This window comes from Sphingomonas sp. ABOLH (assembly GCF_003951715.1).
Classification (GTDB): Bacteria; Pseudomonadota; Alphaproteobacteria; order Sphingomonadales; family Sphingomonadaceae; genus Sphingomonas; species Sphingomonas hankookensis_A.
In genome coordinates, this window is record NZ_QQWV01000002.1 from 24058 (window position 1) to 47234 (window position 23177).

A 23177-nucleotide genomic window follows, 5' to 3' on the forward strand; every position below is an offset into this window, starting at 1 on the left:
TCGGATGGACGAGAGAATTCATGGAAAGACATCCGGGATGCATTCCCAGGGATGAAATAGAAATGGCTAAGGTTCAGCTCACCGATCGCGAGTATCCGCACATCGTCGAAACCGGTCTGGACCGGAACACGCACGTGCGTGTCGATCTGTTCGTCGACCTCCAGGGCGACGACGTGGAGAGGATGCTGCATGCGTTCGGCATGCTTCAGGACACGCCGCCGACCGAAGCCCAACGCCTGCTGCTGATCAACTACGTCTGCCGGCACACCACCCGTAGCAACACGTCGCATTGCATCGTCTGGTCGCCGACGTCGTGCACCTACGTCTCCGCCAACGGCCCCGCCGTTGATGGCGACCAGCCTCCGGTCGCGGATCACTGCGACGCACGCGATTACGATCGCGTTCCCTTCCGAACGGTGGACTGCACCGTCATCGCGCTGCCTGAAGGCCGCTACAACGAGTACCTGTCCGTCCGCCTCCTCGACGCGGATCACGTCGAGGTGTCGTCGGCATCCCCCGCGATGATCGGCTACCTCGATGAGACGCCGACCTTCGGCACGGATCCGATCCTGCCGTTCCTCGATGCGGACGGCGACTTCGTGCCGCCGACGCACTTCCGCGGCGTGAAGGTGACGGGGGTCATGAAGGGGCCGATCCTGCTCGGCCCGATACAGCCGGACGGGACAATCCGTCACGTGGTCCGACGCTGGCCTGCCGACGTGTGGGACGCCTGTCGCAAGGTCGCCGAGGGCACACTGCCCAAGGAGACCCTGTTCGCCGCCTGGCACGCAGTCGCGCCGTCCAGTGACACCCTCAATCTCGTAGGCGTGCGACTGGCCGCATAGTCGACGCCCCACTCCGGTTCTGATCCAAGGCCCATCCGCCAACTGGCGGGTGGGCCTTTTCCGTATGCCATTCCTCTGACAGATCCAGGTAAATCTCCTGCTGCAATCTCACCCCCTGCGGGACGACATTCGGACTGTTTGAACGAGATTTCCGCCTCCTACCACGGACTTGCCAGGCCATTCCGGTCCGGCAGCCAAGGAGGCGAAGCATGAACGTCAACTACATCAGCCCGAACACCGCCAGGATGGTCAGCCCGAACGGCTACGTCGTCTCGATCGGTGCTGCGGGTTCCGGGAAGAACCGCCCCGCCAGGACGCCCGATGCCGCCGATCACGACGACGAGGCGCCGCGCCGCCGGCTGATGACCACCACCGAGGCCGCGACGTACTGCGGGCTGGCCAAGAACACGTTGGAGAAGATGCGCCTCTACGGCCGCAAGGGCGACAACTCGCCCCGCTTCATCAAGCTGGGGACGGCCGTCAGGTACCACCCGGACGATCTCGACGTCTGGATCGACCGCAACCGCGCCATCACCACCAGCGAGTACGACTCCACCAACTGATCCGCCTGCCTCCGCTGGCCCACGGCTTCAGTCGTGGGTCCGCGACCCGCCGCGGCGTCGGCAGAACGCAGCAAGTCAGCAGCGACCGGCTCCGTCCAGCGGGCCGGCGACAACGAGGACATCGTCATGGACAACGTACACCGCCTTCCGCTCGCGAGCGGAAACCTCTCGCCCGACCAGATCGCGCTGATCCACCGCGCATCGAAGACCAGCTCCGAGCCGCCCGCGCTGCTCGTGCGTCTCGCCACCCTCCTCGGATGTTCGGCGTCCAGCATCGCGGCGGCTCCGATCGAACTGATCGACCGGCAGCAGGGTCTGCTGAAGCTGCCCGATCCGTCCGGCAGGATGACCGAGGTCGCGGTGGGATATGCCGCTGCGGCGGCGGTGGTCGCGGCTGCGGGGACCAGGACGCGTGGCCCGCTCGTCGTCGACACCTACGGCAAGGTGGTGACCTGCGACCTGGACACTGAGGACTACGCGAAGGAGATCCTGGCGGCGAACGTGCCCGCAACCAGCACCTTCGACTGGAGCCTGGCGCTCATCCGGGACTCCATCTTCGGCCAGCTCGTCGACTTCGGGACGCCGATGCTGGTTGCGGCGGCGCAGGCGGGCATCGGCCCGGAGTGGCCCGAAGGCACGAAGCGCGAGGACATGCTGCTGAACCAGCGGGCGGCCGCCGACTGGTGGACGTACCGCATGGGACTGCGTCCTCCGTCGCCGTTCGTGCTGGCCCATGCCGTCACCCGGGTCACCCTCGGTGGCGGTGGCGCGAACGACCTGCATTCCCGCCGCTCGAGCTGAGTTCGTGAAGGGTGCCCGGCGCCATGGCGCCGGGTCGGGATGGTTGCGCCCGCGCACGGACGCGCGGGCGGATCTCCAATGAAAGTGACTGCGGCGCGGAGGCGCCGGCCGGCTTGAGCCGGGCGGTGGAGGCAGGGGCCGAAGGAAAGAGGCCCCAGACCACCGCGAGCGTGGCGATTGACCAGCGAAGGAGCATGCACATGGACAGCATCGGCCTCCCGGCCAGATACATGGACGAAAAGGGGCGCATCGACGTCGCCCGCATCAAGGCGGAGACCTCGATCGCCAAGGTCGCGGCGGAAGCGACCGAACTGAAGAAGAGCGGCGACGAACTGAAGGGTCTATGCCCCTTCCACCCCGAGAAGACCGCCAGCTTCTTCGTCAACGAGGGCAAGGGGATGTACCACTGCTTCTCCTGTTCTGCGGGCGGAGACGTGATCGAACTCCACCAGCGTCTCCATCACGTCGACTTCCGGCAGGCCTGTTTCGATCTGACCGGGGCCGCAACACTCGTGCCGATCGCGCTCGAGAACCCGGACCTCGTCGCGATGCGTCGCGCGGAGTCGGTGAGGCGAGCGCGTCAGATCTGGCGGGAAGCGATGCCGATCGCCTGGTCGCTGAGCGAGACGTACTTCATCAACCGCGGGATCGGCGACGATATTCCCGGATCGATCCGCCACTCGCACGTCGCGCGGTGGTGGGATGCGGACGGTCGAGAGGGTCGACGCGAGCCGGCGATGATCGCGGCGCTGCAGGACCGCGATGGCCGGGTAGGTGGCATCCAGCGCACCTTCCTCGACCACGAGGGGCGCAAGTCGACGCGGGGCACGCCGAGGCTGTCGCTCGGCCGGGTGCGGGGCTGCGCCGTCCGCTTCGGTCCCGTCGCGGAGACGGTGATGCTGGCGGCGAGCGTCGAGGACGGACTGGCGGTGAGGCTCATGTTCCCCGGCGCCAGCGTCTGGGCGGCGGTGGGCGACGGCAACCTGCCGCACGTCCGCTTCCCTTCGCAAGTCAGACGCGTGATCGTCTGCGGTGATGCGGACGAACCGGGCAGGATCGCCGCCGCCGCTGCGATGGCGGCGTACGCCAGTGTCGGTCTCACCGTGGAGGACCTCGTCCCCCGTGCCGGCAAGGACTTCAACGAGGAGTGGCTGCTCCTCCACGCCTGAGCAGCGACCCCGATCCAGTCGGCGATGCACCATCGTCGCCATCCATGCGCCGCCGTGCGGATGACATCCCAAGGAGAATGACATGCCGAAGAAGAAGCACAACTCCGTCTCGCTGCCCGCTATCGTCAAGCCGCCCGCTGGCGCACGCCTGCCGCTCAGGGAGGACGGTGGCCTCGTGAAGGTCGATGCCGTCTACCGCGTCGCCGACGTGCACCCCACCGCGGATGGGCCGTGGAGCGGCGAGGCGGACAAGATCGCCTGGACCGATGAGGCGTCCGGATACGCCTGCATCATCCGCCGATCGCCGCTGTATCAGCACCTCTGCGGATACGTCGCGGTCCCCCCGGGCCATCCGCTGTTCGGTCGTGAATACGGCACGATGCTGGGCATCATGATCGGCGTGCACGGCGGCATCGACTATTCGCACGTCTGCGAGCGCGATGCGCCCGAGGATCGCAGCATCTGCCACGTCGCCGTGGACCTCGGATCCCGGCAGGAGGTCCGCAGGACCGTCGCGGACGATCGTGATGGCCACGACGATGACGACGCGTGGTGGTTCGGCTTCAGCTGCGACCAGCGGGACGACCTCGTCCCGCTGGATACCCGCCATCCGCGCAGCGACAAGACCCCGGCGTTCGGCGTCGACGATCCCACCTACAAGACCGAGGCATTCGTCTACGGCGAGTGCGTGCGCCTCGCGGCACAGCTGAAGGCGATCGGAGAGGACCGCGACCCCCGGGCGGCCGATCCCGGTCCGACCCTCATCCCAGTCTCGAGCCTGGAGTACAGGCGTTGACCCCGCACGTCTGCGATCCCGAGCTGCCCTGGGGCAACTGGCTGCGCGGCGAACACGTCGATGGTTCGACGGTCTTCGTCGACGAGGAGACCGGCGAACGGTGGCCATCGATGCGCGCGGCGTTCTGGAACGGTCGGCTGCGGATGCCGGACCATTTCGGCAGGACGCCGCACGAACTGCTCGAGACGATGCACGCCGTGCTCGTCGCGACGATCAGGCGCAAGCCGACGATCGGTGAGCAGGCGGGAGACATCTTCCAGTCCAGTGGGCTGTACCTCCTCCTGTTCCACCTCTGGCTTGCCCGGGAAGGACTGGTCGAACTGACGGAGGATGGCCGCGGTGCCAAGGCCGTGACGGCGGAGGGGATGGCCGTGATCCACATGCTGCTCGCCACCCGCCCGTACGACGTGAGGAGGCAGCGACCGTCCGCCGCCACGATCGCCCAGCTGTGCGAGCTCGGCCTCGGCCCGGAGACGCGTGAGGACAGGCTGGAGCGCGTCGAACAGGCGGCCGCACGCTGGGACGTCGCCTTCCTCCGCCGGCACGAGGCCGGGCGTCCGTCGATCATCCTGTCGAAGCGCGGAGACGGTCTCGTGCCGATCTTCGAGACGGTATGGACGCTCGGGCTGGGCACGACCGAAAGGCGCGACCGCTTCTACGAATGGCTGTGCATCCGGATGGATCGCTGGCCAGCTTGGGGGGAGATGGCGACCAGCTACGGGTCGGATCGACTGACCCATCACCTGCTCGAAGCGGTGGTAGCGACGCTGACGGACGACGAGGTGGGCAAGCAGATCCCGGGAATCGCCTACGACACCTGACTCCAAGATTGGGACGTCGCAGTGGACAACTGCTGGAACCCAGTCCGTCATGCGCAGCCCACCCCATGCTCGACGCGGCATGGGGTGGGCTCATTTCATCCCGTCGTCGATGAAGGTACCGTTGATCAGTCTCCCCACTCATTGCGTACGAATACTTCGATCTTGGCGGCGCGATCTCGTATTGCATCCTTGTTCCACTTCAGGCCGCCCTCGATCGCCCGCCCGACCGCCATCGTCGCGTTCATCCCGCACTCGAGGTAGCGCGAGGCCTTGTCCTCAGGGGGCTTGTCCTTCAGCGACGAGTTCACCCCTGGCGGAAGCATCGTCAGATTTCCGAGCCCGTGAACATAACCCTTCCCTGAGCTCTGCGGCATGATGTGCTCGATCGATTTCGCCGGGTCGGCCGCCCAGACCTTAGCCCATTGGGACTCGTTGATCTTCGTGCCGCTCGTGGACGCCAGATGTTCCTCGTAACGGAACAGCAGATATCGGACCTCCTCGTTATAGCCACCGTACCACTCGTCCCAGGTTTCTTCGTCGATGATGTCATCGATGTCGAACCCTTCGGCAAGATCGCCTAGCCCCTCCAGTATCTCGTCGGCGTTCATCTCGTCCTTCAACACGTCGTAGCCCAAGCGGATGTACTCACCGACCTTGGTACGGCTGTCCTTGCCGGCCAGCGTGAAGATCCTGAACGTGACACGTTCCCACTGAGCGAGAAGCATCGCTTCGGTCTGACGATCGAAGCCGCGAAGCATGATGGCGATAGCAAGGAACCGCGCCTGCCCGATGCGGGTCACGGCGGCTCGACGCTGGTCGTTGTGCAGATCCACAACCTTCGCGACCACCAGCTTCAGCCAAGCCGCCGCCTTCACGATCGTCGCCAGCTTGGTTCCGGCCGCCTTCAGCAAGGCCGCCGACGCATCCTGTTCGCTCAGGACACGGTTGGGACGAACCTCGTCCGACCATGTGCCCGCAAACCTAAGCGCCTCGTCTCCGAGATCGTCATCCAGACCGAGCCGGCGGTACACGTCCTTCCAGATGTTCTGCATTTCGTGCAGCCCATCCGCTCTCGATCCCTTCTCCACATACTCGTAGATCGAGGCCATCAACTGGCTCTTCGTCTTGTCGATCCATCGTACGTCGAGGCCCCGGCTGTTGAGGACCTCGAAGACACGATAGACGGTGCCTTCGTCGTCGAGTTCATGGTAGATCATCGACAGCTTGTGGCGGATCGTGGCGACGAGATCGACGAGCGTGCCGAGACCGATCCAACTGGCGACGAAGGCCTCGCACTCTACCGCAGCGTTGACGACATTCTCATCGGCAGCCGTGACGACCGCATCCCGCCTGATGACTCCATCTTTAACGTAGCTCGCGAACACGTCGCTGCTGTCGTGGTTGGTCTGAAGAAGCACGAGATTGTGGTCATCGCCCTTCACCAGAAGCCTGCGCAGGTCCTCTCGAACCTTGCCCTCCGTCTGATCGTCGACGTTCAGCGCCTTCTCGATGGCCTTGATGAGGATCACGAGCGTCGTGATGCGCTGCTGGCCATCGACGAGTTCGACGACGCCGAACTCGTCGGCATCTATCATCCGGGTGTCCCGAGCGAGGCCGACGACGGTAGCCATGAAGTGATCGCGACCGGTCCGATGCACTTCCCTGATGTCCTCGAACAGGTCGGCTCGCTGTCGCTTCTGCCAGGAATATGCGCGCTGATAATCGGGTATCCTGAAAAGTCTGCTCTGCATGAGCTTGGCGACCGTGAAGTGCTGGGGATTGAGACGCATCGAAACCTCGCTTCGGACAATCGATCGAACCTACGCGAGCAGATCAGGCTTTCCAAACAAATCGGCGTGGCCGGGTGAAGCGATGAGCCATTGCGGAGGAATGCCATTTCCTTTAATTAGGAAACATGTCTGGGGAAGCCGATGATGTCCTGATCGAAGTCGGACAGCTGCTGTTCGGCCTTCGCTGGCAGAGCGATCTGGCAAGGGCGCTCGGGGCCAGCGACAGGATGGTTCGCTACTGGTTGTCGGGTTCGAGCGCTCGCCCTTCGGACCTGAACGACAGATTGGCCACGCTTCTCGAAGAGCGGGTTGGAAGAATGCACGATGTGGTCGTCCGCCTGAGGACGTCCGGGATAGGGGAAAGCAACAAGTGACCACGCCAACGATCTACGACCTCTGCGTCCCTCGCCAGGACGTGCTGTCCGGTACGATGGCGGATGCGGACTTCGCCGCAAGGCTCGGACCCGTCGTGAACGGGACAGGTAAGCCCGACTACGTCGATCCCGTCCGGTTCTTCGAGAACACCTATCCGACCACCGGCCTTCGCGAGCTCCTGGACCAGGTGCTGAGACGGTTGTCCGGTAAGTCCGGCGCCGTCTCCTCGGTGTTCCGCCTCGACACCAGTTTCGGCGGCGGCAAGACACACGGCCTGATCGCGCTGATCCATGCGGCCCGAAACGCCGCAGTCATTCCGAACCTGTCCGAATTTACCGACGTCACCATGTCGGGCATTGCACGTGTCGCGGCCTTCGATGGCGAAGCGGCTGACCCGACGAATGGCCGCTCGATGGGAGACGGCATCCTCGCCTACACGCCATGGGGCGAACTCGCCTATCAGTTGCGCGGTCGCGAGGGTTATGAGCGTGTCCGCGCGTCCGACGTGGAACGCCGTGCGCCGGGCTCGGAGACTTTGGCGGAACTGCTCGGCGACCAGCCGTCGCTGATCGTTCTGGACGAGATCGGGGAATACCTGCGCAAGAGCCCCGGCGCAGGTGGCCGAGATCAGCTGGCCGGGTTCATCAAGGCATTGTTCTCCGCAGTGGAGTCCTCGCCAAAGGCCGCGATCGTCTTCACGCTGGCCGTCCGTTCCGACGGCAAGGCGACCGACGCCTTTGCCGCGGAGAATGAGGCTGTGGCTAAACTCATCTCGGAGGCAGAGAGCGTCTCCGGCCGCAAGGCGACCATCCTTAACCCCACGGGTGACGACGAGACCGTGGCGGTGCTGAGGCGGCGCCTCTTCGAAGAGGTCCGGCCGGGCGCCGCTGACGTGGCAACCGCCTTCGCCCCGATCTGGACCGACAAGCGCGTCGAGAATAGGGAGGGTGCTCGGGGATCGAAGCTCATCGATACCTATCCTTTCCATCCGGACCTGATCGACACCCTCACCGACAAGACCTCGACGCTCGCCGACTTCCAGCGCGTGCGCGGCATGCTACGGATCCTTGCCAAGACCATCTCCTGCATGTGGCAGAACCGCGTCGCAGACGCGTACGCCATCCACGCGCATCATATCGATCTCAGCCAGGACAGCGTCCAACGGGAGTTCACGACCAGGCTCGGACAGTCGGCCTTCGTTCCTGCGATCAACAACGACGTCGCAGGCTCCGCTGGCAAGCCGGCGCTGGCGCAACAGATAGACGCTGACATCAACGCGGGCCTGCTGCCTTACGCATCGTATACCGCCCGAACGATCTTCGTGCACACCCTGGCCTTCAACAACGAGCTGCGGGGCATCACGCCAGCGCAGCTGCGCTATTCGATCGCCTCGCCGGCATCCGATCTCGACCTGCTGGAGGCGAGCCTCGTCCGCTTCCAGACGGACAGCGCCTATCTCGACGACCGCCCCGGTGCGCCCCTGCGGTTCAATGCGGAGGCGAACCTGACGCAGATCATCGCGAGAGAGGAGAAGAGCATCGACGCCGAGCGCGTACGTCTCGAGCTCGACAGCCGGATCAAGGACATCTTCAGTGGATCCCGGCCGACATTCGACCCGATCCTGTTCCCGGCTGGCGCATTCGACGTGCCGGATGACGTAGGTGAAGGGAAGCCGCGGCTGGTGGTCGTCAAGCACGAGACCCTGGAAGTCTCGTCGCAGCTCGAGGAGGTTCCCGAGTTCATCGCCAACATGTACACGCGCAAGGGCAGCGAAGGCGACAAGTTCCGGATGCTGCGGAACAACCTCGTGTTCCTGCTGGCGGACGAACGCACGGTCCCGCAGATGCGCGAGGCGATGGCTCGCCGCCTGGCGCTGTCCGAGCTGAAGCGTCCGGAACGCCTGATCGACCTCGCCGAACACCAGCAGCAAGAGATCCTTCGCTTGGAAAGCCGGGCGGAGTCGTCGATCGCCGTCGCAATCCAGGGTTGCTATCGCCACCTCCTGTACCCTTCGAAGGCGGCGCTCGGTGAAGGACTGGTCAGTCTGGCGTACGCCTCGATCGACAATCCTGCGACGGCAGCCAATCCTGGCATCGGGCAGACCCAAGTGGTCCGGCAGCTCGCCGCCAGCGGAAAGCTGAAGTCCCCGGAGGACGCACCCGACGCACCTGCGTTCATCCGTGACCGGACACCGCTAAAGCTCAGGCGGCAGATCACGACGGCGGCGCTTCGCGAGGAGTTCCGCAAGGACGCCAGCCTGCCGATGCACATCGGCGACGACCCGTTCAAGAAGATGGTCCGCAAGGGCATCGAGGACGGCCTCTTCGTCTACAGGCGCGAGGATCTCGTCGCCGGTCAGGGCGAGCCGATGCCGAGCATCGTCATCGACGAGTCGTCGGTCATCTTCACCGTCGACTACGCCAAGGAGCACGGCATCTGGCCGAGGGTGGTGGTCAGCACGCCGTCCGGTGGCACTGCCACCGGTGGCAACGTTCCGGCCGGGCCGTCGACGAACGGCGCCCAGGATCAGGGCTTCCAGCAGGTTGGCGGATCGACGCCCGTCGTCGGAACGCCGAGCGGCGCCGGCGCGGCATCGGCCGTGAGGGAGCCTGGAAGCACTTACGGAGCGGGTGCGGTCTTCACGCACGAGGGCGTCCTGAAGGAAGCGCTGACGGTCGTCTTCCAGAAGGCACGCAGCAGCAAGGCCAGCCGCCTCGCTTCCTTGACGATCTCCCCCTTCGAATATGCGGACGCGTTCAAGCTGCTGGCGGTGGCGGACGCCGTGCCCGATGCGATCAAGCGCGTCGAGATCGACGGGGATCTGTCCACGGCTGCCGGCGGCGATCTCACCATCAAGGCGGATGGTACGATCGGCGAGATGAAGAGCCTGAAGGAGTACGTCGAGCCGCTGCTCCGCGCGGCAAGCGAGAAGCGGTTCGACGTCGTCATCCGCATCACCTTCGCCGACGGCCTGGATCTGGCGACTGACGCCGCAGAGAAGATCACCGAGCGCCTCACGCGCTTCGGATCGGCCGCCGCGTTCGTGGAAGCCTCTGCTGAGGTGGCAGCATGATGAATGCAAGAATGAAAGCCGACTACATGAACCGGCCAGCGATCCAGCCTTCATACGAGGTACGCGCGCGACGCGCCGGCAACGAACTGCAGGTGGACATCTGGCAGATGCCGTCGTCCGCGAGTCCGCACATCGTCACGCCGATCCGCGTGGCCGGACTGGCGGGCCGGAATCTGGAGATCAACCAGATCCGGATCTTCAAGCGCCTGAAGGACGCCGGCATCCGGCTCGACGTCATGCCCATCGACGGCCTCCGCCTCCCCATCGACGAGGCAGCGGCCCTCCGCCTCGCGCTTATGTTCCGCGTGCTCGCGCCGATGCGATCGCGCTCCGCGATGGTGCAGGTGGCGGAAGGCATCGAGGAGATGCCGCGCGAGGAGGCCGCCTACTGGCTGGGCATGGCCGTACACCGCAAGAATCCGCGCCGCGTGCTGACCGCACTTCGCGTCCTTCTTACTTCAACCGCTCGCTGATCGAAAGACGACCGTATGACAACTCGCTTGATCGAGCGTTATTTGCCCATCGCCGAGATCGGCATCGAGAGCGTGCGCGAGCGCACCCCGATGACCCCTTTCCCGGCGCCCAATCGGCTGCATGTTTGGTGGGCGCGGAGGCCGCTGGTGGCTTCGCGCGCGGCAGTCTTAGCTTCGATCCTGCCCGAGGATGCGGATCGCGATGCATTCAAGCATGCGCTTGGCATTCACGGCGATCCGATTGCTGCGCGGGCGCGGATTGCTCGCGCGGACCGTCTGGGCGAGCGTCTCGGTGCCAATGCTTACGGCTACCCGCGGGCCTTCTCGCACAATCCCACGCACAACGAACTCGACGAGCTGATTGGCGACGAAAATCTAGTTGTGCTCGATCCAACCGCTGGCGGTGGCGCGATCCCCTTCGAGGCATTTCGACTTGGTCTGTCTGCCAGCGCCAACGACCTCAACCCCGTTGCCAGTCTGATCGAGAAGGCGACACTCGAATATCCGGCAAAGTTCGGTGCCGAGCTTCTGAACGAATACGATTCCATCGGCCCGGTCTGGGCGGATCAGGTCAGGGCGCGCTTGTCGAAAGTGTTTCCATCGGAGCCTGAAGACGATTGCCGCCCGGACGGCTATCTGTGGGCCCGCACAATCGCTTGCCCCTATTGCGCCGGTAGGGTGCCGCTGTCGCCAAATTGGCGGCTAGCGCCGAACGGCACGGGCGTCAGGCTCGTTCCTCATCTAGGCAGTGGTGTTGGCGACCCCGCCCGCCATTGCACCTTCGAGATCGTTCACGACGCAAAGCATCAGTCCTCCGGCACCGTCGCTGGCGGCGATGGAATCTGTCCCTACTCTGATTGCGGCCGTGCGATCGATGGCGACGATATTAAAGGCCAAGCCCAAGCGGGTGGGATGGGCGACCAACTCTTCGCCGTTGTCTATAAAAGGCGGATCATTACTAAGACCAAAACTGGAAAGAACAGGATCAAGTGGGTTCGCGGCTACCGCACGCCTGAAGAAGAGGACGATAACAGCGAACTTCTTGCCTCCATTCTGAAGGATAAGTCGCCCGAGTGGGATGCAATCGACGCTGTCCCAAGTGAGCGCATCCCCGAAGGCAACAAGACGGACGAGGCGATTCGCTATGGTTGCGCGACGTGGCGCGACATGTTTTCCCCTCGACAATTATTGGCCCACGGTATCGGCGTCGAAGTGTTCAGGGAGTTGCTCGAACGCGATCGAGCCAACGGCTCGCTAAACGAAATCCGCGCTGCTGCCTATGTATATCTCGCTCTTGGAATGGATAAGCTGCGCGACTACAACTCGCGGATGACCCGCTGGCACGTAAGCCGCGAGACGATGGTCAACACCTTCGACCGGCACGACTTCGCCTTCAAATGGTCGTATGCTGAAATGGCCTTGCTTGTCGAAGGCATGGGCTTTGACTGGGTGGTGGAAGCCACGGGCAAGGCTCTGAAGGAACTGATCGGGATGGTCGGCGGCGACAAGCGCGGCGACATGCTCGATGCAGTTCAAAAGGCAACTGGCACCATCACCGTAACCAACGGCTCAGGTGCCTCGATGCCGCACATAGCGGACAAGTCCGTGGACGCGGTCGTCATGGATCCGCCATACGGGGCGAACGTGATGTATGCCGAGCTGTCGGACTTCTTCTACGTATGGCTAAAGCGGACTGCGGGCCTCGTCGTGCCGGAACTGTTCACCCGCCGCCTTGCCGACAAGGAAAGCGAGGCGGTCGCCAACAAGGCTCACTTCAAGGGTCAGAAGGGTGCGGAGAAGCTCGCAACCCGCGACTATCAGGACAAGATGGCCGGCATCTTTTCCGAATGCCGCCGCGTCCTGAAGGACGACGGCATCATGACAGTCATGTTCACCCACAAGGATACCGGCGCGTGGGACGCGCTGGCGATGTCGCTGATGGACGCGGATTTCGTCATCACCGCGTCGTGGCCGGTGAATACCGAGGCTTCTGGGTCGCTGCACATCAAGGACAAGGCGGCTGCCAACTCAACCATCTTCCTCGTCTGCCGCCCACGCCTCGAGCAGGGAAACGAGGCGAATTATTGGGAGGACGTCGAGCCGCTCGTCGCGAAGGCGGTTCGCGAGCGCATTGGGGAGTTCCAGATCGCCGGCATAACCGGGGTCGACCTATACCTTGCGAGCTTTGGTCCTGCGCTGGAGGCGTTCTCACGCCACTGGCCGCTTACCCGCGGCAACCCGGCGCCACTACCGCCGGCGAAGAGGGGATCTCAGGGAGATTTGCTTGAGGAGTTCGATCCCTACGCCGTGCGCCCCGAGGACGCGTTGAATGCCGCACGTCGCGAAGTTAAGGCGTGGCGTCTTGGGCAGCTCGCCGACCGTCGGGCGAACGCTGACATGGACCCCGCAACCGCATGGGTCGCATTGGCGTGGGACGCATTCCGGGCGCCGCAGTTCGCGTACGACGAAGGTCTGCGGCTGGCGCGTGCCGTCGGTCTGGACATGGCCCAGGTCGTAGGACGACTGGCGGAGAAGAAGGGATCGGACCTCAAGCTGTGGGACTCGGCCACACGCGTCGCCAAGGGTGCGTTGGGTCCAGCGAACGGCTCGCGTGGAATGATCGATGCGCTCCATCACGCGGCTCAGACGGCACAGAAGACTAGCGTCGAAGCCGCTCGCGATATGTTGGAAGCGAACGGCCTGCTCGACGACGACGAGTTCAAGGTGGCTCTTGAAGTCCTGCTAGAGGTCCTGCCGCCGTCCAAGACGTTCTCCGGCATCGAAGCCGACGATGCGATCAAGCCGGCGGCGGACGACTTCGATGCGCTCGAGAAGCTCCGTCGCATCGTCTACGGCGATGAGATCGGCGCGCCGAAGCAGCTGTCCCTGTACGATCCGCTGGACGCCTGATCCACGATGCGGTCGGAGAGCGACTACAATCACGAACGCGACGGCATCGATCTGGCTCACGCCCAGAACGATGCCGGCCGCGACGCGTTCGTCGGCCTCGTCCACACGGCGCTCTTCGCGGCTTCGATCGCGTTCGTCGGAGACGTCGCTCCGCTGAAGGATGCCGTGCTGAAGCCGGCTCTGCTAGCCGCTTGGTTCTTCAACTTCGTCGGTCTTCTCGCTCTGACGATCAGCTTCCAGGCCGCTCGCTGCGCTGCGAACAAGCGGCGGTCCGCGCTCAACGATCCCACGCCTCCATCGACCCGCGGCGTAGACGTACTGAACGGTGTTTCCCTTTGGACCTTTCCTGTCAGTCTTCTATGTTTGTTCTCCTTCACGACAGCCAACGTGGTGCAGACCAATGACCGACAGAAACCATCGACCACAGCCACCGTCGTTCCCGGACACCGATCGCCGGGGCTCGACGCCACCGCCCCGCGCCCCCGCGTACCAGGCTCCAACGCCGACCCCGCCAGCTCCCGTCCCACCGACCCCGCCCGCTCCACCCGCGAGCACCTGATCGCAGAATCGAAGGCTCGCTGATGCTGCTCACGGACCGGACCTGGAAACGCAAGTTCACCCGCGAGGACGGCGACCTCGTGCGGAAATTCTACGTCCCAGCGCTCTCCACGGCGACGAGATACGATCGCATCACCGGCTACTTCACGGCGGCCGGACTGGCGCTCGCATCGGCCGGGATAGAGCATCTTGCGATGAACGAGGGACGGATGCGCCTCATCGTAGGCTGCACCCTCGACGAGGACGAGGTCCACGCGATCGAAAGCGGTCTGGCGATGGCGGATCTCGTCGCCGATCGCGTCGGCGACGCCCTGCCTGATGCGCCGGAAGGTGACGAACGCAAGGCCCTCGAGCTGCTCGCCTGGCTGGTGGCGCATGGCCTGCTGGATGTCCGGATCGCAGTGCGTTGCGTGCCTGAGACGCGCAAGCCGATCGCCGGCACGGTCATCTTCCACGAGAAGTCAGGCGTCATCGAAGACAAGACTGGCAACCGGCTGGCGTTCACCGGGTCGCTCAACGAGACCTACCAGGGCTGGAAGTTGAACGGCGAGTCGATCAGCGTGTTCACGTCGTGGGGCGCGGCGGCTGAGTACGTGGACGACGAGGACACGTGCTTCGCGAGATATTGGAACAACCGAGCCGAGAGCATCCTTGTCGTCGACGTTCCGACCGCGATCCGCGATGCGCTGTTGAAGTTCCTGCCGCCCGATGATCACGTTCCCGCCAGGATCGCCGCCGCTCGACGTGACGACCAGGACGAACAGCCAGACGAACTCCTGGCACCTGCCGTGCCCGTTCAGGCTCCAGCGGCGGTGGAACCGACCTCCCACCATACTTCCCTGTGGGACCGCATCGCTTTCGCTGCGAACGATCCGGAGGGTGGCATCTGGGTCGGTGAAGCCACGAGCCCCGTCGATGCATGGCCGCATCAGCGCAAGGCGTTCCTGCGCATGTACGGCGATCATCAGGATCATGCTCCGAGGCTGCTGATCGCCGACGAGGTCGGATTGGGCAAGACCATCCAGGCCGGCCTGATCCTACGGCAGTCCTGGCTCGCGGGCCGCATGCGCAGAGGCATCATCCTCGCACCCGCCAACGTCTGCCCGCAGTGGCAGGCCGAGCTGCGTGAGAAGTTCGCGCTGAACTGGCCGATGTACGACGGCCAGAACATGCTCCGGTATGATCCGTCCACGAAACAGATCGTCGCCACGCCGGTATCTCGGGCGGACTGGTCGCGCGAGCCCTTCGTTATCATGTCGAGCCATCTAGCCCGACGGCGCGAGCGTTGGCCGGAACTGGTCGGTGCCGAGGAATACGATCTGGTCGTGGTGGACGAAGCCCACCATGCTCGCGTCTCGCGCTCCGGTCGGAAGTCCGAACCGAACATGCTCATGCGTCTTCTGCGTGAGCTCAAGCATCGGACGCGAGGTCTCGTGCTGCTGACTGCCACGCCGCTGCAGACCAACGGCCTCGAGCTGTACGACCTGCTGTCGCTGCTGGGGCTGCCCGACGAGTGGACCGCGGACGACTTCGAGCGCTACTTCGAGGCGCTTCGTCAACCGAACGTTCCGACGCACGAGTTCGAGGCGTGCGTTGCACTCTTCCAAGCCACCGAACGCACATACGGCGAACTCGCTGAAACGCGCGCGGCGGGGATAGGCGCGGGCGGGCGAAATGCGCCCCTATCCCGCGTAGCGGTGAAGACCGTGCTCTCTGCCCTCCGGGGCGCCTCGTCGATTAAACGGCGGCGCCTGACTCCGATGGAGCGGTCCGCTGCAATCCGGATCCTAAAGGGCTGGACACCGATCGCCGCGCTGCTCTCGCGACACACGCGCGCACTGCTGCGTCGCTACAAGGCCGCAGGAAAGCTGGACGTGCGCATTGCCACCCGCGATGTCCGGGATCGCCTCGTCGACATGTCGGGGGAGGAGCGAGAACTCTACGAGGCGACCGAGAAGCTGATCACCGACGCCTACGCGAACGCGGACGAGAAGAAGCGTGCGGCGGTCGGCTTCATCCTCACGATCTACCGCAAGCGGCTGTCTTCCAGCTTTGCGGCGTTAGCCTGCTCGCTGCGCGGACGCCTTGAGCGATCGAAAGCCATCGAAGACGATATGCTCGGTCTTGAAGACGAAGGTGAGGAGGTCGACGCCGACGACACCGCTGTCCTCGACCAGGAAGCACGGCAGCTGCTCGAGTCCGCGGCAATCGAGGAATTGCTGGCCGAGGTGAAGCAGCTTCCCCCGGACAGCAAGGCGATGGCGCTCGTCGAGGAACTGTCGAAACTGGAAGCCGAGGGCTACCAGCAGACCATGGTGTTCACGGGCTACACCGACACCATGGACGCGCTACGAGACTTCGTAGCCGACCGCACGAACCGTGAAGTCATCTGCTTCTCTGGCCGAGGAGGCGAAATCCGCAGCGCCGATGGGCGCTGGCGGTGGGTCTCAAGGGCGGACATCAAGCGCCGCTTCGCCAAGGGCCAAGGCGACATCCTGCTCTGTACTGATGCCGCAGCCGAAGGCCTCAACTTTCAGTTCTGCGGATCGCTGATCAACTATGACATGCCGTGGAATCCGATGCGCGTCGAACAGCGCATCGGCCGCGTCGATCGGCTCGGACAGCGCTTCGACGAGATCAGGATCGTCAACCTGCACTATGCGGACACGATCGAGACCCAGGTCTACCAGTCCCTCTCGTCGCGCATCAGCCTTTTCGAATCCCTGGTGGGAGGCCTGCAGCCGATCCTCTCCTCGGTCAGCAAGCGCATCGCCGAGCTCGCCCTGTCAGGAGCCGTCGTCGACGTGGAAGCGATGATCGCCGCAGATCTGAACCGCCCACCTCCGGCCGTCGATCTTGACGACGACGAAGCTGCGCTGGACGACATGCCGGACATCGGACACGCGGCGTTCGATCTCGGTGATCTCGAACGGCTCATCGCCGAAGGCGACGCGCTCCCGGTCGGCTTCCGGACGGAGCGGCTCAGCGAGCATGAATGGACCGTCGAGGCCGTGACGCTTTCGCAGCCCGTTCGCGCGACTCTGGATCGTTCGTTCTACGCAGCGCATTCCGATTCGGCTGAGTTCTGGACGCCAGGATCGCCGGCGTTTCCCGCAATCTCCTTCCATTCGGCGGGATCGAACGCGCCGAACTGAACGGGCATCTCAACGACCCTTCAAGCCCGAAGTCACTCGACGTCGAGATCCCTTTTGATCCTGGCCTTCTTCGCTTCGAACATCTTTCGGATGAAGGCCTGGGTGTCCTCTTTCGGGTAGTCAGGGTTGGGGCTACGATTTGAGCCACCGAAGAGTGACAGCCCGGACAAGTTTTGCAGCTGGGTCGCAAGATCTGCAACGCCCATGCGCCGGACGACCAGCGTCTTCGGGATGCGATCGTTCAGCACCTGCAGCTGATCGAGATGGTCCTCGAGCTTCATCGCGGCTGCCGTCGAGTGCCCGGTGGCGATGCGCGCGTTGATGATGTGCTGGAGCTCCTCGTGGCTGGCCTCCACGCTTTCGGTGCCACGGCGGACATAGATGGCGGCTGCTCGCGCGTCGCCGTTCGCGCGTTCCGCGACGTACGGAAGATGTTCGGGGTCCGGCAGTACCGAGACCAGCTGGAAGCGTTTTCCCTGCAGGGCCTGATAGTCCGATGTCTCGTACGCGAAGTCGTCGATGTGAAGATTCCGCATCAACGTGTCCGGGATCAACGGATTGACCTTTTTCGTGACGTCGACCTTGTCCTTGAACTCGGTCAGGCCGGCGGGATCGAGCGACTTGTCCGGACGTTCGGCCACGCCGATGACGATGCAGCCTCCGCCGCTGTTGCCAAGCGCCAGGACATGACGTGCCAGCTTCTCGTCAGCCGGCCACTCCGCCTTGAAATCCAGATTGGCGGCTTCACCGGTATGATCCCGGAGAAGATTGCGGAAGCTGTCCCGCGACGGGTCTTCAAGCACCGCGGCCAATTCCTCCCGAAAGCCGCGCTTCGTCGCCACTGCATCGTTCAAAGCCGTCTCCCTACATGTAGAAGCTGTATCGCGGGGCGATGACCTGTCCCTCGTCCACGTACTTCAGCACTTCACCCACATGTTTCGCCGCGGCGATCGTGATCGGCAAGCCGTTATCGAACTGGGTATTGTTCCAATTCATCTTCGTCAGGGCGAGCATCTCCTGCGCGATGTGCTGGAGCGGCTGACCCAGCGCCTGGCACCGCAACATCAGCGGTCGAGGTACGTAGATCCCCGGATAGGTTCGGAAAAATTCAACGCTTCCTCTGGTGTAGAGCAGCGCCTGATCCTTGTCGAAGCGCACCAGGGATCCGCGGAGGGGCGGGTACACCCCCAGCCGATACAGGCGGGTCATCGATTTCTGCACCCAGACGAAGTCAGCATAGTCGATGTCGCGCTCGTCGATGGCCTTGTGGAAGCCGTTCAGCTCGTTGCGGTCGAATCGGGAAGTCTTGTGCAGCACGACCCTCGCTGGGAAGTGACCATGCTGATCCTTGAAGACGCGAAGCGAGTTGCTCAGCAGCTCGTACGCGTCCTCGGCCGTCAGGTGGGGCTTCCGGTCCTCCTCGCTCTCGACCATGCGCCCGCCCCGGAGAATCAGCCCTTCACCCCGTTCGTCGAACATCTGCGCCGTGCTGGTATGTATGCGCTCGCCATCCAGAGATCGATAGAAGCTAAGGCCCACGAACGACGTCCGGAGCTGACGTGCGTCCCGAGCGAGGCGCCAGGGCAGGCCGCCGGCCTTGTAGTAGATCGCGGTCATGAGGTTCCACGCGATCGTCGCCTGGTCCTGGGTCCTCCGATCGCTAGACTCCTTCAGCTTGCGCGGGATCTTGAAGGTTGGATCGAACGTGGTCGGCCAGAGCAGCTGGATCGGTAGGTGAAGACGCATGCACGCGGCCTTCAACATGCCGCGGAAGTCGAGATCGGCTCCCACCTCGACCTCGTCAGCGTCCTCGCCACCGACCGCGTCCCTCGCATTGTAGGTCCGCTGGATGATCTCGACCGGCAGTGCAACGAGAACAACGTCGGGCTTCGTACTCCGCTCGGACAGCACGGCGATCTCGTTGGTGATCGTCTCGACCACCGCGCGGGTCATGTCCCGCTGGCCAGGAATTGACACAAGTCGGGCGATCTCCCGCGGCGGTATGACCCGCTGCAGTTCGGTCGAGGTGACGAATTCGCAACGGAACGTCTCCTCGAGCCCGGTCCCGGGAAATGGCGGGAAGAGGTTGGGTTGTCTGCTTTCCTTGGCCGGAAGCCCGACCGAACACATCTCAATCCATCTCGCGACTCCTTCCACGGTCTCGCCGCTACCGACGATGCCGAGCCTGATCCGCTTGGGGGCGCCTTCCAGACCCGCATCGAGCGGGCCATAGTCCATCAGGCCGAACCTGATGTCGGGATGACGCATCGCGCCGCCGAACTCGAGCGGCGGTTCCTTGAGATGGGTCAGCTTCATTCGGCGACGTCCTCGACCGTTTCGCCCACCAGGGCGTATTCGAACAGTGGAGAGGAGGGGTCGGCCTCCTGCGACTTCCACAACTCGTCCGGCACGCCCACCTCGATGCCGAGTTGATCGATGGCCTTGAAGGAGATGAAGGGATACGCCCCCTTCAGGAGGTCGCCCTGTCCTTGGGCGATGAGGAACTCGCGCCACATCACGAACTGGCCCATGACGGCGGCGTTGTTCTCCTTCTCCTTGATCTTCTTCAGCCGTTCACCGGCAAAACGATCCGCCCGCCGTCCGTCGTACGTGAAGTGGTAGGTGGGGGTGATCTCCACGAACCATCCACCGCCAAGCCGAACGAAACGATGCTGGAAGGCGGAGTGCCGCCAGTACGACGGTCGTCGAGGATCGTCCTTCCTTTTCCCGTAGCCCCCGACGACACGTCTGCTGGTCACGTTGAGCAGGCTTCGGTAGGCGTGGTTCAGATTGTCCCGCTCACGGGGCTTGCTGAAGTAGAACGCCCCGGAATCTCGATCGTGATGGAGATGCGGCCGCACGAACTCCCCGATCGCTCGGTTCAGCAGCGCCACGAAGTCCCGCTGCCGTTCCTCATCATCGCTGTCTGACCATTCGTCGACGTCAAACTCCTCCATCGCTTCCGCTTCGCAGAGCTGGTTCCAGGGCCACCTGTCCAGGTCATGGAAGGAGAGGACCGCCTTGCCGCGGACGATCCATTCTGCACCGGCTCGCCGATCGAGATCACGAAGTGCCGCACCGAACGACTTGTCGGAACCGTGCCTCGTCGGCGCCCAGTAGATCCTCTCAGAGAATTCGACGCCAACCAGGTTTATCAGCAGCTCCTCGTCCATACGGACGCTGGGCCCGGCAGCTCCTGGCCGCGCCGCAGCGGCCACGGATACGATCCCGGCCTTCGCCGCAGGCGTGAACTCGTCGGCGACCTTGTCGAAGACGACCTTGCGCGCCTTCATCCGTTCAGCGTCCGAGAACCAGTCCTTCAGCGACTTCCAGTAGGCCTTCCCCTCCTTCAGCCAGACGAAGATGAGCAGCACGGGAGCGGTACCCTGCATCCAGTACGCGATGTCCGCTTCCGAGCACGGGAATTCGAAGCTGGTGTCCGTCTCCCCCTGCAGTCGCTCCCGCTGGCTGGCCTTTCCCTGGACCTGAAGGAGCAGGTTGCTGACCTCTCCCGTGTCCGTGTCCCGGAGTTCGATGTAGCCATCGATGCCCGCCTCGACGCCGCCGGTCGGATAGAACATGAATCCCATGCCGTTCACGACGCTCTGGATGTGCGCCATGCCATGCTGTCCGATGATGTCGCTGCGACCGATCTTCTTCATGCAGGCTCCTCCTGCTCAGCATAACGTTCGCTTTTGGTTCCCGGCCACTACTATGTGACGACTGGCCCGTTCACGAGAACGTTTTTCGGAGGACAGGAGAGCTCGATCTCGATCCGGAACCTACCCCTTCCACCCAAATGAGCCCGGAAACATGGGCCGGATCTCCGTTTTGAAAGATTTGCGAAGACCCGGACATCGTTGCGCCGAAACCACAGCCTCACGATCGATGCGTCTCAAGGAGGCGGGTGGTTGATCGATCGGCCTGCAGAGTCCACCGTGTCAGGCGATTGTGTAAGGTCGGGGGACAGCATGGTTTTCGGAAGTCTGTTTGGTGGTGGAAGGACCAGGATCTCGCTTCCGCACGTCGGCCAGGTCGACAGACCCTCGGCGCCAGGGGAGTTCCAGGCCATCGCGGCCAAGCTCGCGAGCGTCCTGCCGTCCCTCCTTCCGACGGAACAGGACAACTGGTGGTTCCTGGCCGAGCAGTATGACCGACTGATCGATGCGGCAGGCACGGCAGCGAGCGCAGCCAGGCTGTCGCCCCTCCGCCTGCACCGGATCGAACATGAAGGCCGCCGGTCGGAGAATTCCTACGTCAGGGCTCCGAACCCCGGCGTTGCCTTCCTGAAGGACGTCAAGACGGAGATGGATCGGCACGTCTCGTCCAATCTGACGGACCTGATGCTCGCCAACGTCTTCGTCATGTACACGTCCGGCTTCAAGGACGCCTTGAACGGCATACGGCGCAAGTACGCCCAGCACTTCCACGACAACTGCATCGCCCAAGGCAGCGTCGCGATGGCGGGCCGCTGGCAGGCGGTGCTGGCCGATCTGGGCGTGAAGCCCGCGCCTGCCCCCGCACCGACAAGCACCGGGCGAGCCGAAGGGGAGCGCCTGTTCAAGCTCGGCATGGAGGCGGCCGTCGCGTTCCGATCGAACGAGGCCATCGATCTCTACACCCGGTCCATCGCAGCGTGGCCCAACCCCTCGCCGTACATGAACCGCGCCAACCTCCTCATGAAGCGCGTCCGCTGCCGTGAGGCGCTCCTCGACCTTCGCGAAGCGAAGAGGATCGACGATCGCGAAGGACGCGAGTTCGGGGCGACGCTGTCGCGTGAGATCCAGTGGGCCTCGATGCTCGCCAGCAACTACGAGAACGGCACCAGGGAGAAGCTGGTCGCCGATCTGAAGGTGACCGGGCGCGACCGGGTCGCCGAACGCATCATCTGCGTCTCCTTCGACATACATCAGGCCCAGTGGGACTGGAACTCGTTCGATCGCACGCTGCTCGAATACCACCTCTTCAACGATCTCGACGACATCCGGAAGTTCGACGACCTCGCCCTGTATCCTGAGGCGCGGGAGCTTCTGGATCTCTACGATGGCGACTTCATCGACATGAAGGTGGCTCGGTCCCCGTCGGGAGACGCATATGCCGACGCGCAGGCGAAGATGCACAACTTCCTGTGTTCGTACGACATGACGGACATGCTCCAGCTGCGGCGCTACATGCTGTACCGCATCCACGACCGTCTCCTGAGCATGGACTTCGGGCCCATGCACAACGCGCTCGATTCCGACTGCGAAGGCATCATCGCGGAAGCGGAGCGGTTCGTCTCGACCAGGGTCGGAGGTCGACGGTGAGCCAGAGTGCCTGCCGGTGAAGGGCAGTCGCCCATCAAGGACGAAGAAGGATCCGGCGCGCCTCCGGATGGTCGAGGCGGCGATTAGGCACGCCGAGAAGGTCGTACGGACTTCGGGACAGGCTGGACCGGTCCTCTTCCATCCGGCGACGGCCAAGGAGCCGCACACGAAGGCGACCGCACACGGCGATACCGATGCATCGCCCGTCAATCCCGCCATGGGATTGGCGGTACGAAGCGCCCTGGGCATGCCCAGTCCTGACACTACCGCGAAGTCCGACGCCGCGAGGGCCGCTCATCCGAAGGCAGCGATCGATCCTCGTGCTCAAGTCCGAACGGGTCCGAGCAGAGTCCAGAAGACCAAGACGCCAACGGACGCCGGCGTCAGGCCGGCCCAGCCGGCCAAGAAGCGGAAGGCGCCCAAGAAGAGGACGGGTCCGGTCGTACAGCAGACGGTCTCGAAGAAGGCCAAGGCCCGCAGAGCCGGGAGAACACCGATCGCCGTCCCTCCCGCCGCTTCCAAAACCGCCAGCGTCCGACGGA

Annotated in this window: 16 protein-coding genes; 12 read left to right on the plus strand and 4 right to left on the minus strand. The window is 63.9% G+C overall.

Annotation, left to right across the window (positions count from 1 at the left end; all coding sequences use genetic code 11):
• The first annotated feature begins 62 nt into the window (after positions 1 to 62).
• The 6 genes from CA237_RS01075 (at position 63) to CA237_RS01100 (ending at position 4995) form a co-directional block, all read left to right on the plus strand.
• A complete protein-coding gene (locus CA237_RS01075; protein ID WP_126012385.1) occupies positions 63 to 845 on the plus strand; it encodes a hypothetical protein in 783 nt (260 codons plus the stop codon).
• 209 nt (positions 846 to 1054) lie between these two features.
• On the plus strand, positions 1055 to 1408 hold the full coding sequence (locus tag CA237_RS19855) for a helix-turn-helix domain-containing protein (RefSeq protein ID WP_206432930.1): 354 nt from the start codon (positions 1055 to 1057) through the stop codon (positions 1406 to 1408).
• 126 nt (positions 1409 to 1534) lie between these two features.
• On the plus strand, positions 1535 to 2209 hold the full coding sequence (locus CA237_RS01085) for a hypothetical protein (RefSeq protein WP_126012388.1): 675 nt from the start codon (positions 1535 to 1537) through the stop codon (positions 2207 to 2209).
• Between the two features lie 200 nt (positions 2210 to 2409).
• Positions 2410 to 3378, plus strand: coding sequence for a CHC2 zinc finger domain-containing protein (locus tag CA237_RS01090; RefSeq protein WP_164523805.1), 969 nt, complete (start codon positions 2410 to 2412; stop codon positions 3376 to 3378).
• Between the two features lie 82 nt (positions 3379 to 3460).
• Positions 3461 to 4174: a hypothetical protein gene (locus CA237_RS01095; protein WP_126012394.1), complete on the plus strand. Its 714-nt coding sequence runs from the start codon at positions 3461 to 3463 to the stop codon at positions 4172 to 4174.
• Positions 4171 to 4995 carry a hypothetical protein gene (locus CA237_RS01100; protein ID WP_126012397.1) on the plus strand — a complete coding sequence of 275 codons (825 nt, stop codon included), beginning with the start codon at positions 4171 to 4173 and terminating at the stop codon, positions 4993 to 4995. Before CA237_RS01095 ends, CA237_RS01100 begins: the two co-directional genes overlap by 4 nt.
• A gap of 125 nt (positions 4996 to 5120) precedes the next feature.
• Here CA237_RS01100 and CA237_RS01105 read toward each other — a convergent pair whose 3' ends face one another.
• Entirely contained in the window at positions 5121 to 6785 is a 1665-nt protein-coding gene (locus CA237_RS01105; protein WP_126012401.1) for a DUF262 domain-containing protein, read from the minus strand.
• 370 nt (positions 6786 to 7155) lie between these two features.
• On the opposite strand from CA237_RS01105, the gene CA237_RS01115 reads away from it, so the two are divergent.
• The 5 genes from CA237_RS01115 to CA237_RS01135 are packed head-to-tail and all read left to right on the plus strand — an operon-like array spanning position 7156 to position 17329.
• Positions 7156 to 10233 (plus strand): DUF499 domain-containing protein, encoded by a 3078-nt coding sequence (locus tag CA237_RS01115; protein WP_206432931.1) that lies wholly within the window; start codon positions 7156 to 7158, stop codon positions 10231 to 10233.
• An 11-nt stretch (positions 10234 to 10244) separates the two neighbouring features.
• Complete coding sequence (locus CA237_RS01120) at positions 10245 to 10706, plus strand: hypothetical protein (RefSeq protein WP_206432932.1); 462 nt, start codon at positions 10245 to 10247, stop codon at positions 10704 to 10706.
• A gap of 27 nt (positions 10707 to 10733) precedes the next feature.
• Positions 10734 to 13616, plus strand: a complete 2883-nt coding sequence (locus tag CA237_RS01125) for a DUF1156 domain-containing protein (RefSeq protein WP_206432933.1) — start codon at positions 10734 to 10736, stop codon at positions 13614 to 13616.
• 6 nt (positions 13617 to 13622) lie between these two features.
• Complete coding sequence (locus CA237_RS19520) at positions 13623 to 14198, plus strand: hypothetical protein (protein ID WP_164523806.1); 576 nt, start codon at positions 13623 to 13625, stop codon at positions 14196 to 14198.
• Positions 14198 to 17329, plus strand: coding sequence for an SNF2-related protein (locus CA237_RS01135; protein ID WP_206432934.1), 3132 nt, complete (start codon positions 14198 to 14200; stop codon positions 17327 to 17329). Before CA237_RS19520 ends, CA237_RS01135 begins: the two co-directional genes overlap by 1 nt.
• A gap of 32 nt (positions 17330 to 17361) precedes the next feature.
• On the opposite strand, the gene CA237_RS01140 is transcribed toward CA237_RS01135, so the two are convergent.
• The 3 genes from CA237_RS01140 to CA237_RS01150 are packed head-to-tail and all read right to left on the minus strand — an operon-like array spanning position 17362 to position 20991.
• Positions 17362 to 18183, minus strand: coding sequence for an ATP-binding protein (locus tag CA237_RS01140; protein WP_126012415.1), 822 nt, complete (start codon positions 18181 to 18183; stop codon positions 17362 to 17364).
• A 10-nt stretch (positions 18184 to 18193) separates the two neighbouring features.
• Positions 18194 to 19645 carry a hypothetical protein gene (locus tag CA237_RS01145; RefSeq protein WP_126012418.1) on the minus strand — a complete coding sequence of 484 codons (1452 nt, stop codon included), beginning with the start codon at positions 19643 to 19645 and terminating at the stop codon, positions 18194 to 18196.
• Positions 19642 to 20991 (minus strand): DUF4365 domain-containing protein, encoded by a 1350-nt coding sequence (locus CA237_RS01150; protein ID WP_126012421.1) that lies wholly within the window; start codon positions 20989 to 20991, stop codon positions 19642 to 19644. Before CA237_RS01150 ends, CA237_RS01145 begins: the two co-directional genes overlap by 4 nt.
• Positions 20992 to 21300: 309 nt before the next feature.
• Between CA237_RS01150 and CA237_RS01155 the strand changes: the two genes are divergently transcribed.
• Positions 21301 to 22635: a hypothetical protein gene (locus tag CA237_RS01155; RefSeq protein ID WP_126012424.1), complete on the plus strand. Its 1335-nt coding sequence runs from the start codon at positions 21301 to 21303 to the stop codon at positions 22633 to 22635.
• Positions 22636 to 23177: the final 542 nt, after the last annotated feature.

Excerpts from the sequence above, each read along its gene's own strand:
- CA237_RS01075 (WP_126012385.1), top strand. The coding sequence starts at position 63 with ATGGCTAAGGTTCAGCTCACCGATCGCGAGTATCCGCACATCGTCGAA.
- CA237_RS19855 (WP_206432930.1), top strand. The coding sequence starts at position 1,055 with ATGAACGTCAACTACATCAGCCCGAACACCGCCAGGATGGTCAGCCCG.
- CA237_RS01085 (WP_126012388.1), top strand. The coding sequence starts at position 1,535 with ATGGACAACGTACACCGCCTTCCGCTCGCGAGCGGAAACCTCTCGCCC.
- CA237_RS01090 (WP_164523805.1), top strand. The coding sequence starts at position 2,410 with ATGGACAGCATCGGCCTCCCGGCCAGATACATGGACGAAAAGGGGCGC.
- CA237_RS01095 (WP_126012394.1), top strand. The coding sequence starts at position 3,461 with ATGCCGAAGAAGAAGCACAACTCCGTCTCGCTGCCCGCTATCGTCAAG.
- CA237_RS01105 (WP_126012401.1), bottom strand. The coding sequence starts at position 6,785 with ATGCGTCTCAATCCCCAGCACTTCACGGTCGCCAAGCTCATGCAGAGC.
- CA237_RS01120 (WP_206432932.1), top strand. The coding sequence starts at position 10,245 with ATGAAAGCCGACTACATGAACCGGCCAGCGATCCAGCCTTCATACGAG.
- CA237_RS19520 (WP_164523806.1), top strand. The coding sequence starts at position 13,623 with ATGCGGTCGGAGAGCGACTACAATCACGAACGCGACGGCATCGATCTG.
- CA237_RS01135 (WP_206432934.1), top strand. The coding sequence starts at position 14,198 with ATGCTGCTCACGGACCGGACCTGGAAACGCAAGTTCACCCGCGAGGAC.
- CA237_RS01145 (WP_126012418.1), bottom strand. The coding sequence starts at position 19,645 with ATGAAGCTGACCCATCTCAAGGAACCGCCGCTCGAGTTCGGCGGCGCG.
- CA237_RS01150 (WP_126012421.1), bottom strand. The coding sequence starts at position 20,991 with ATGAAGAAGATCGGTCGCAGCGACATCATCGGACAGCATGGCATGGCG.
- CA237_RS01155 (WP_126012424.1), top strand. The coding sequence starts at position 21,301 with ATGGTTTTCGGAAGTCTGTTTGGTGGTGGAAGGACCAGGATCTCGCTT.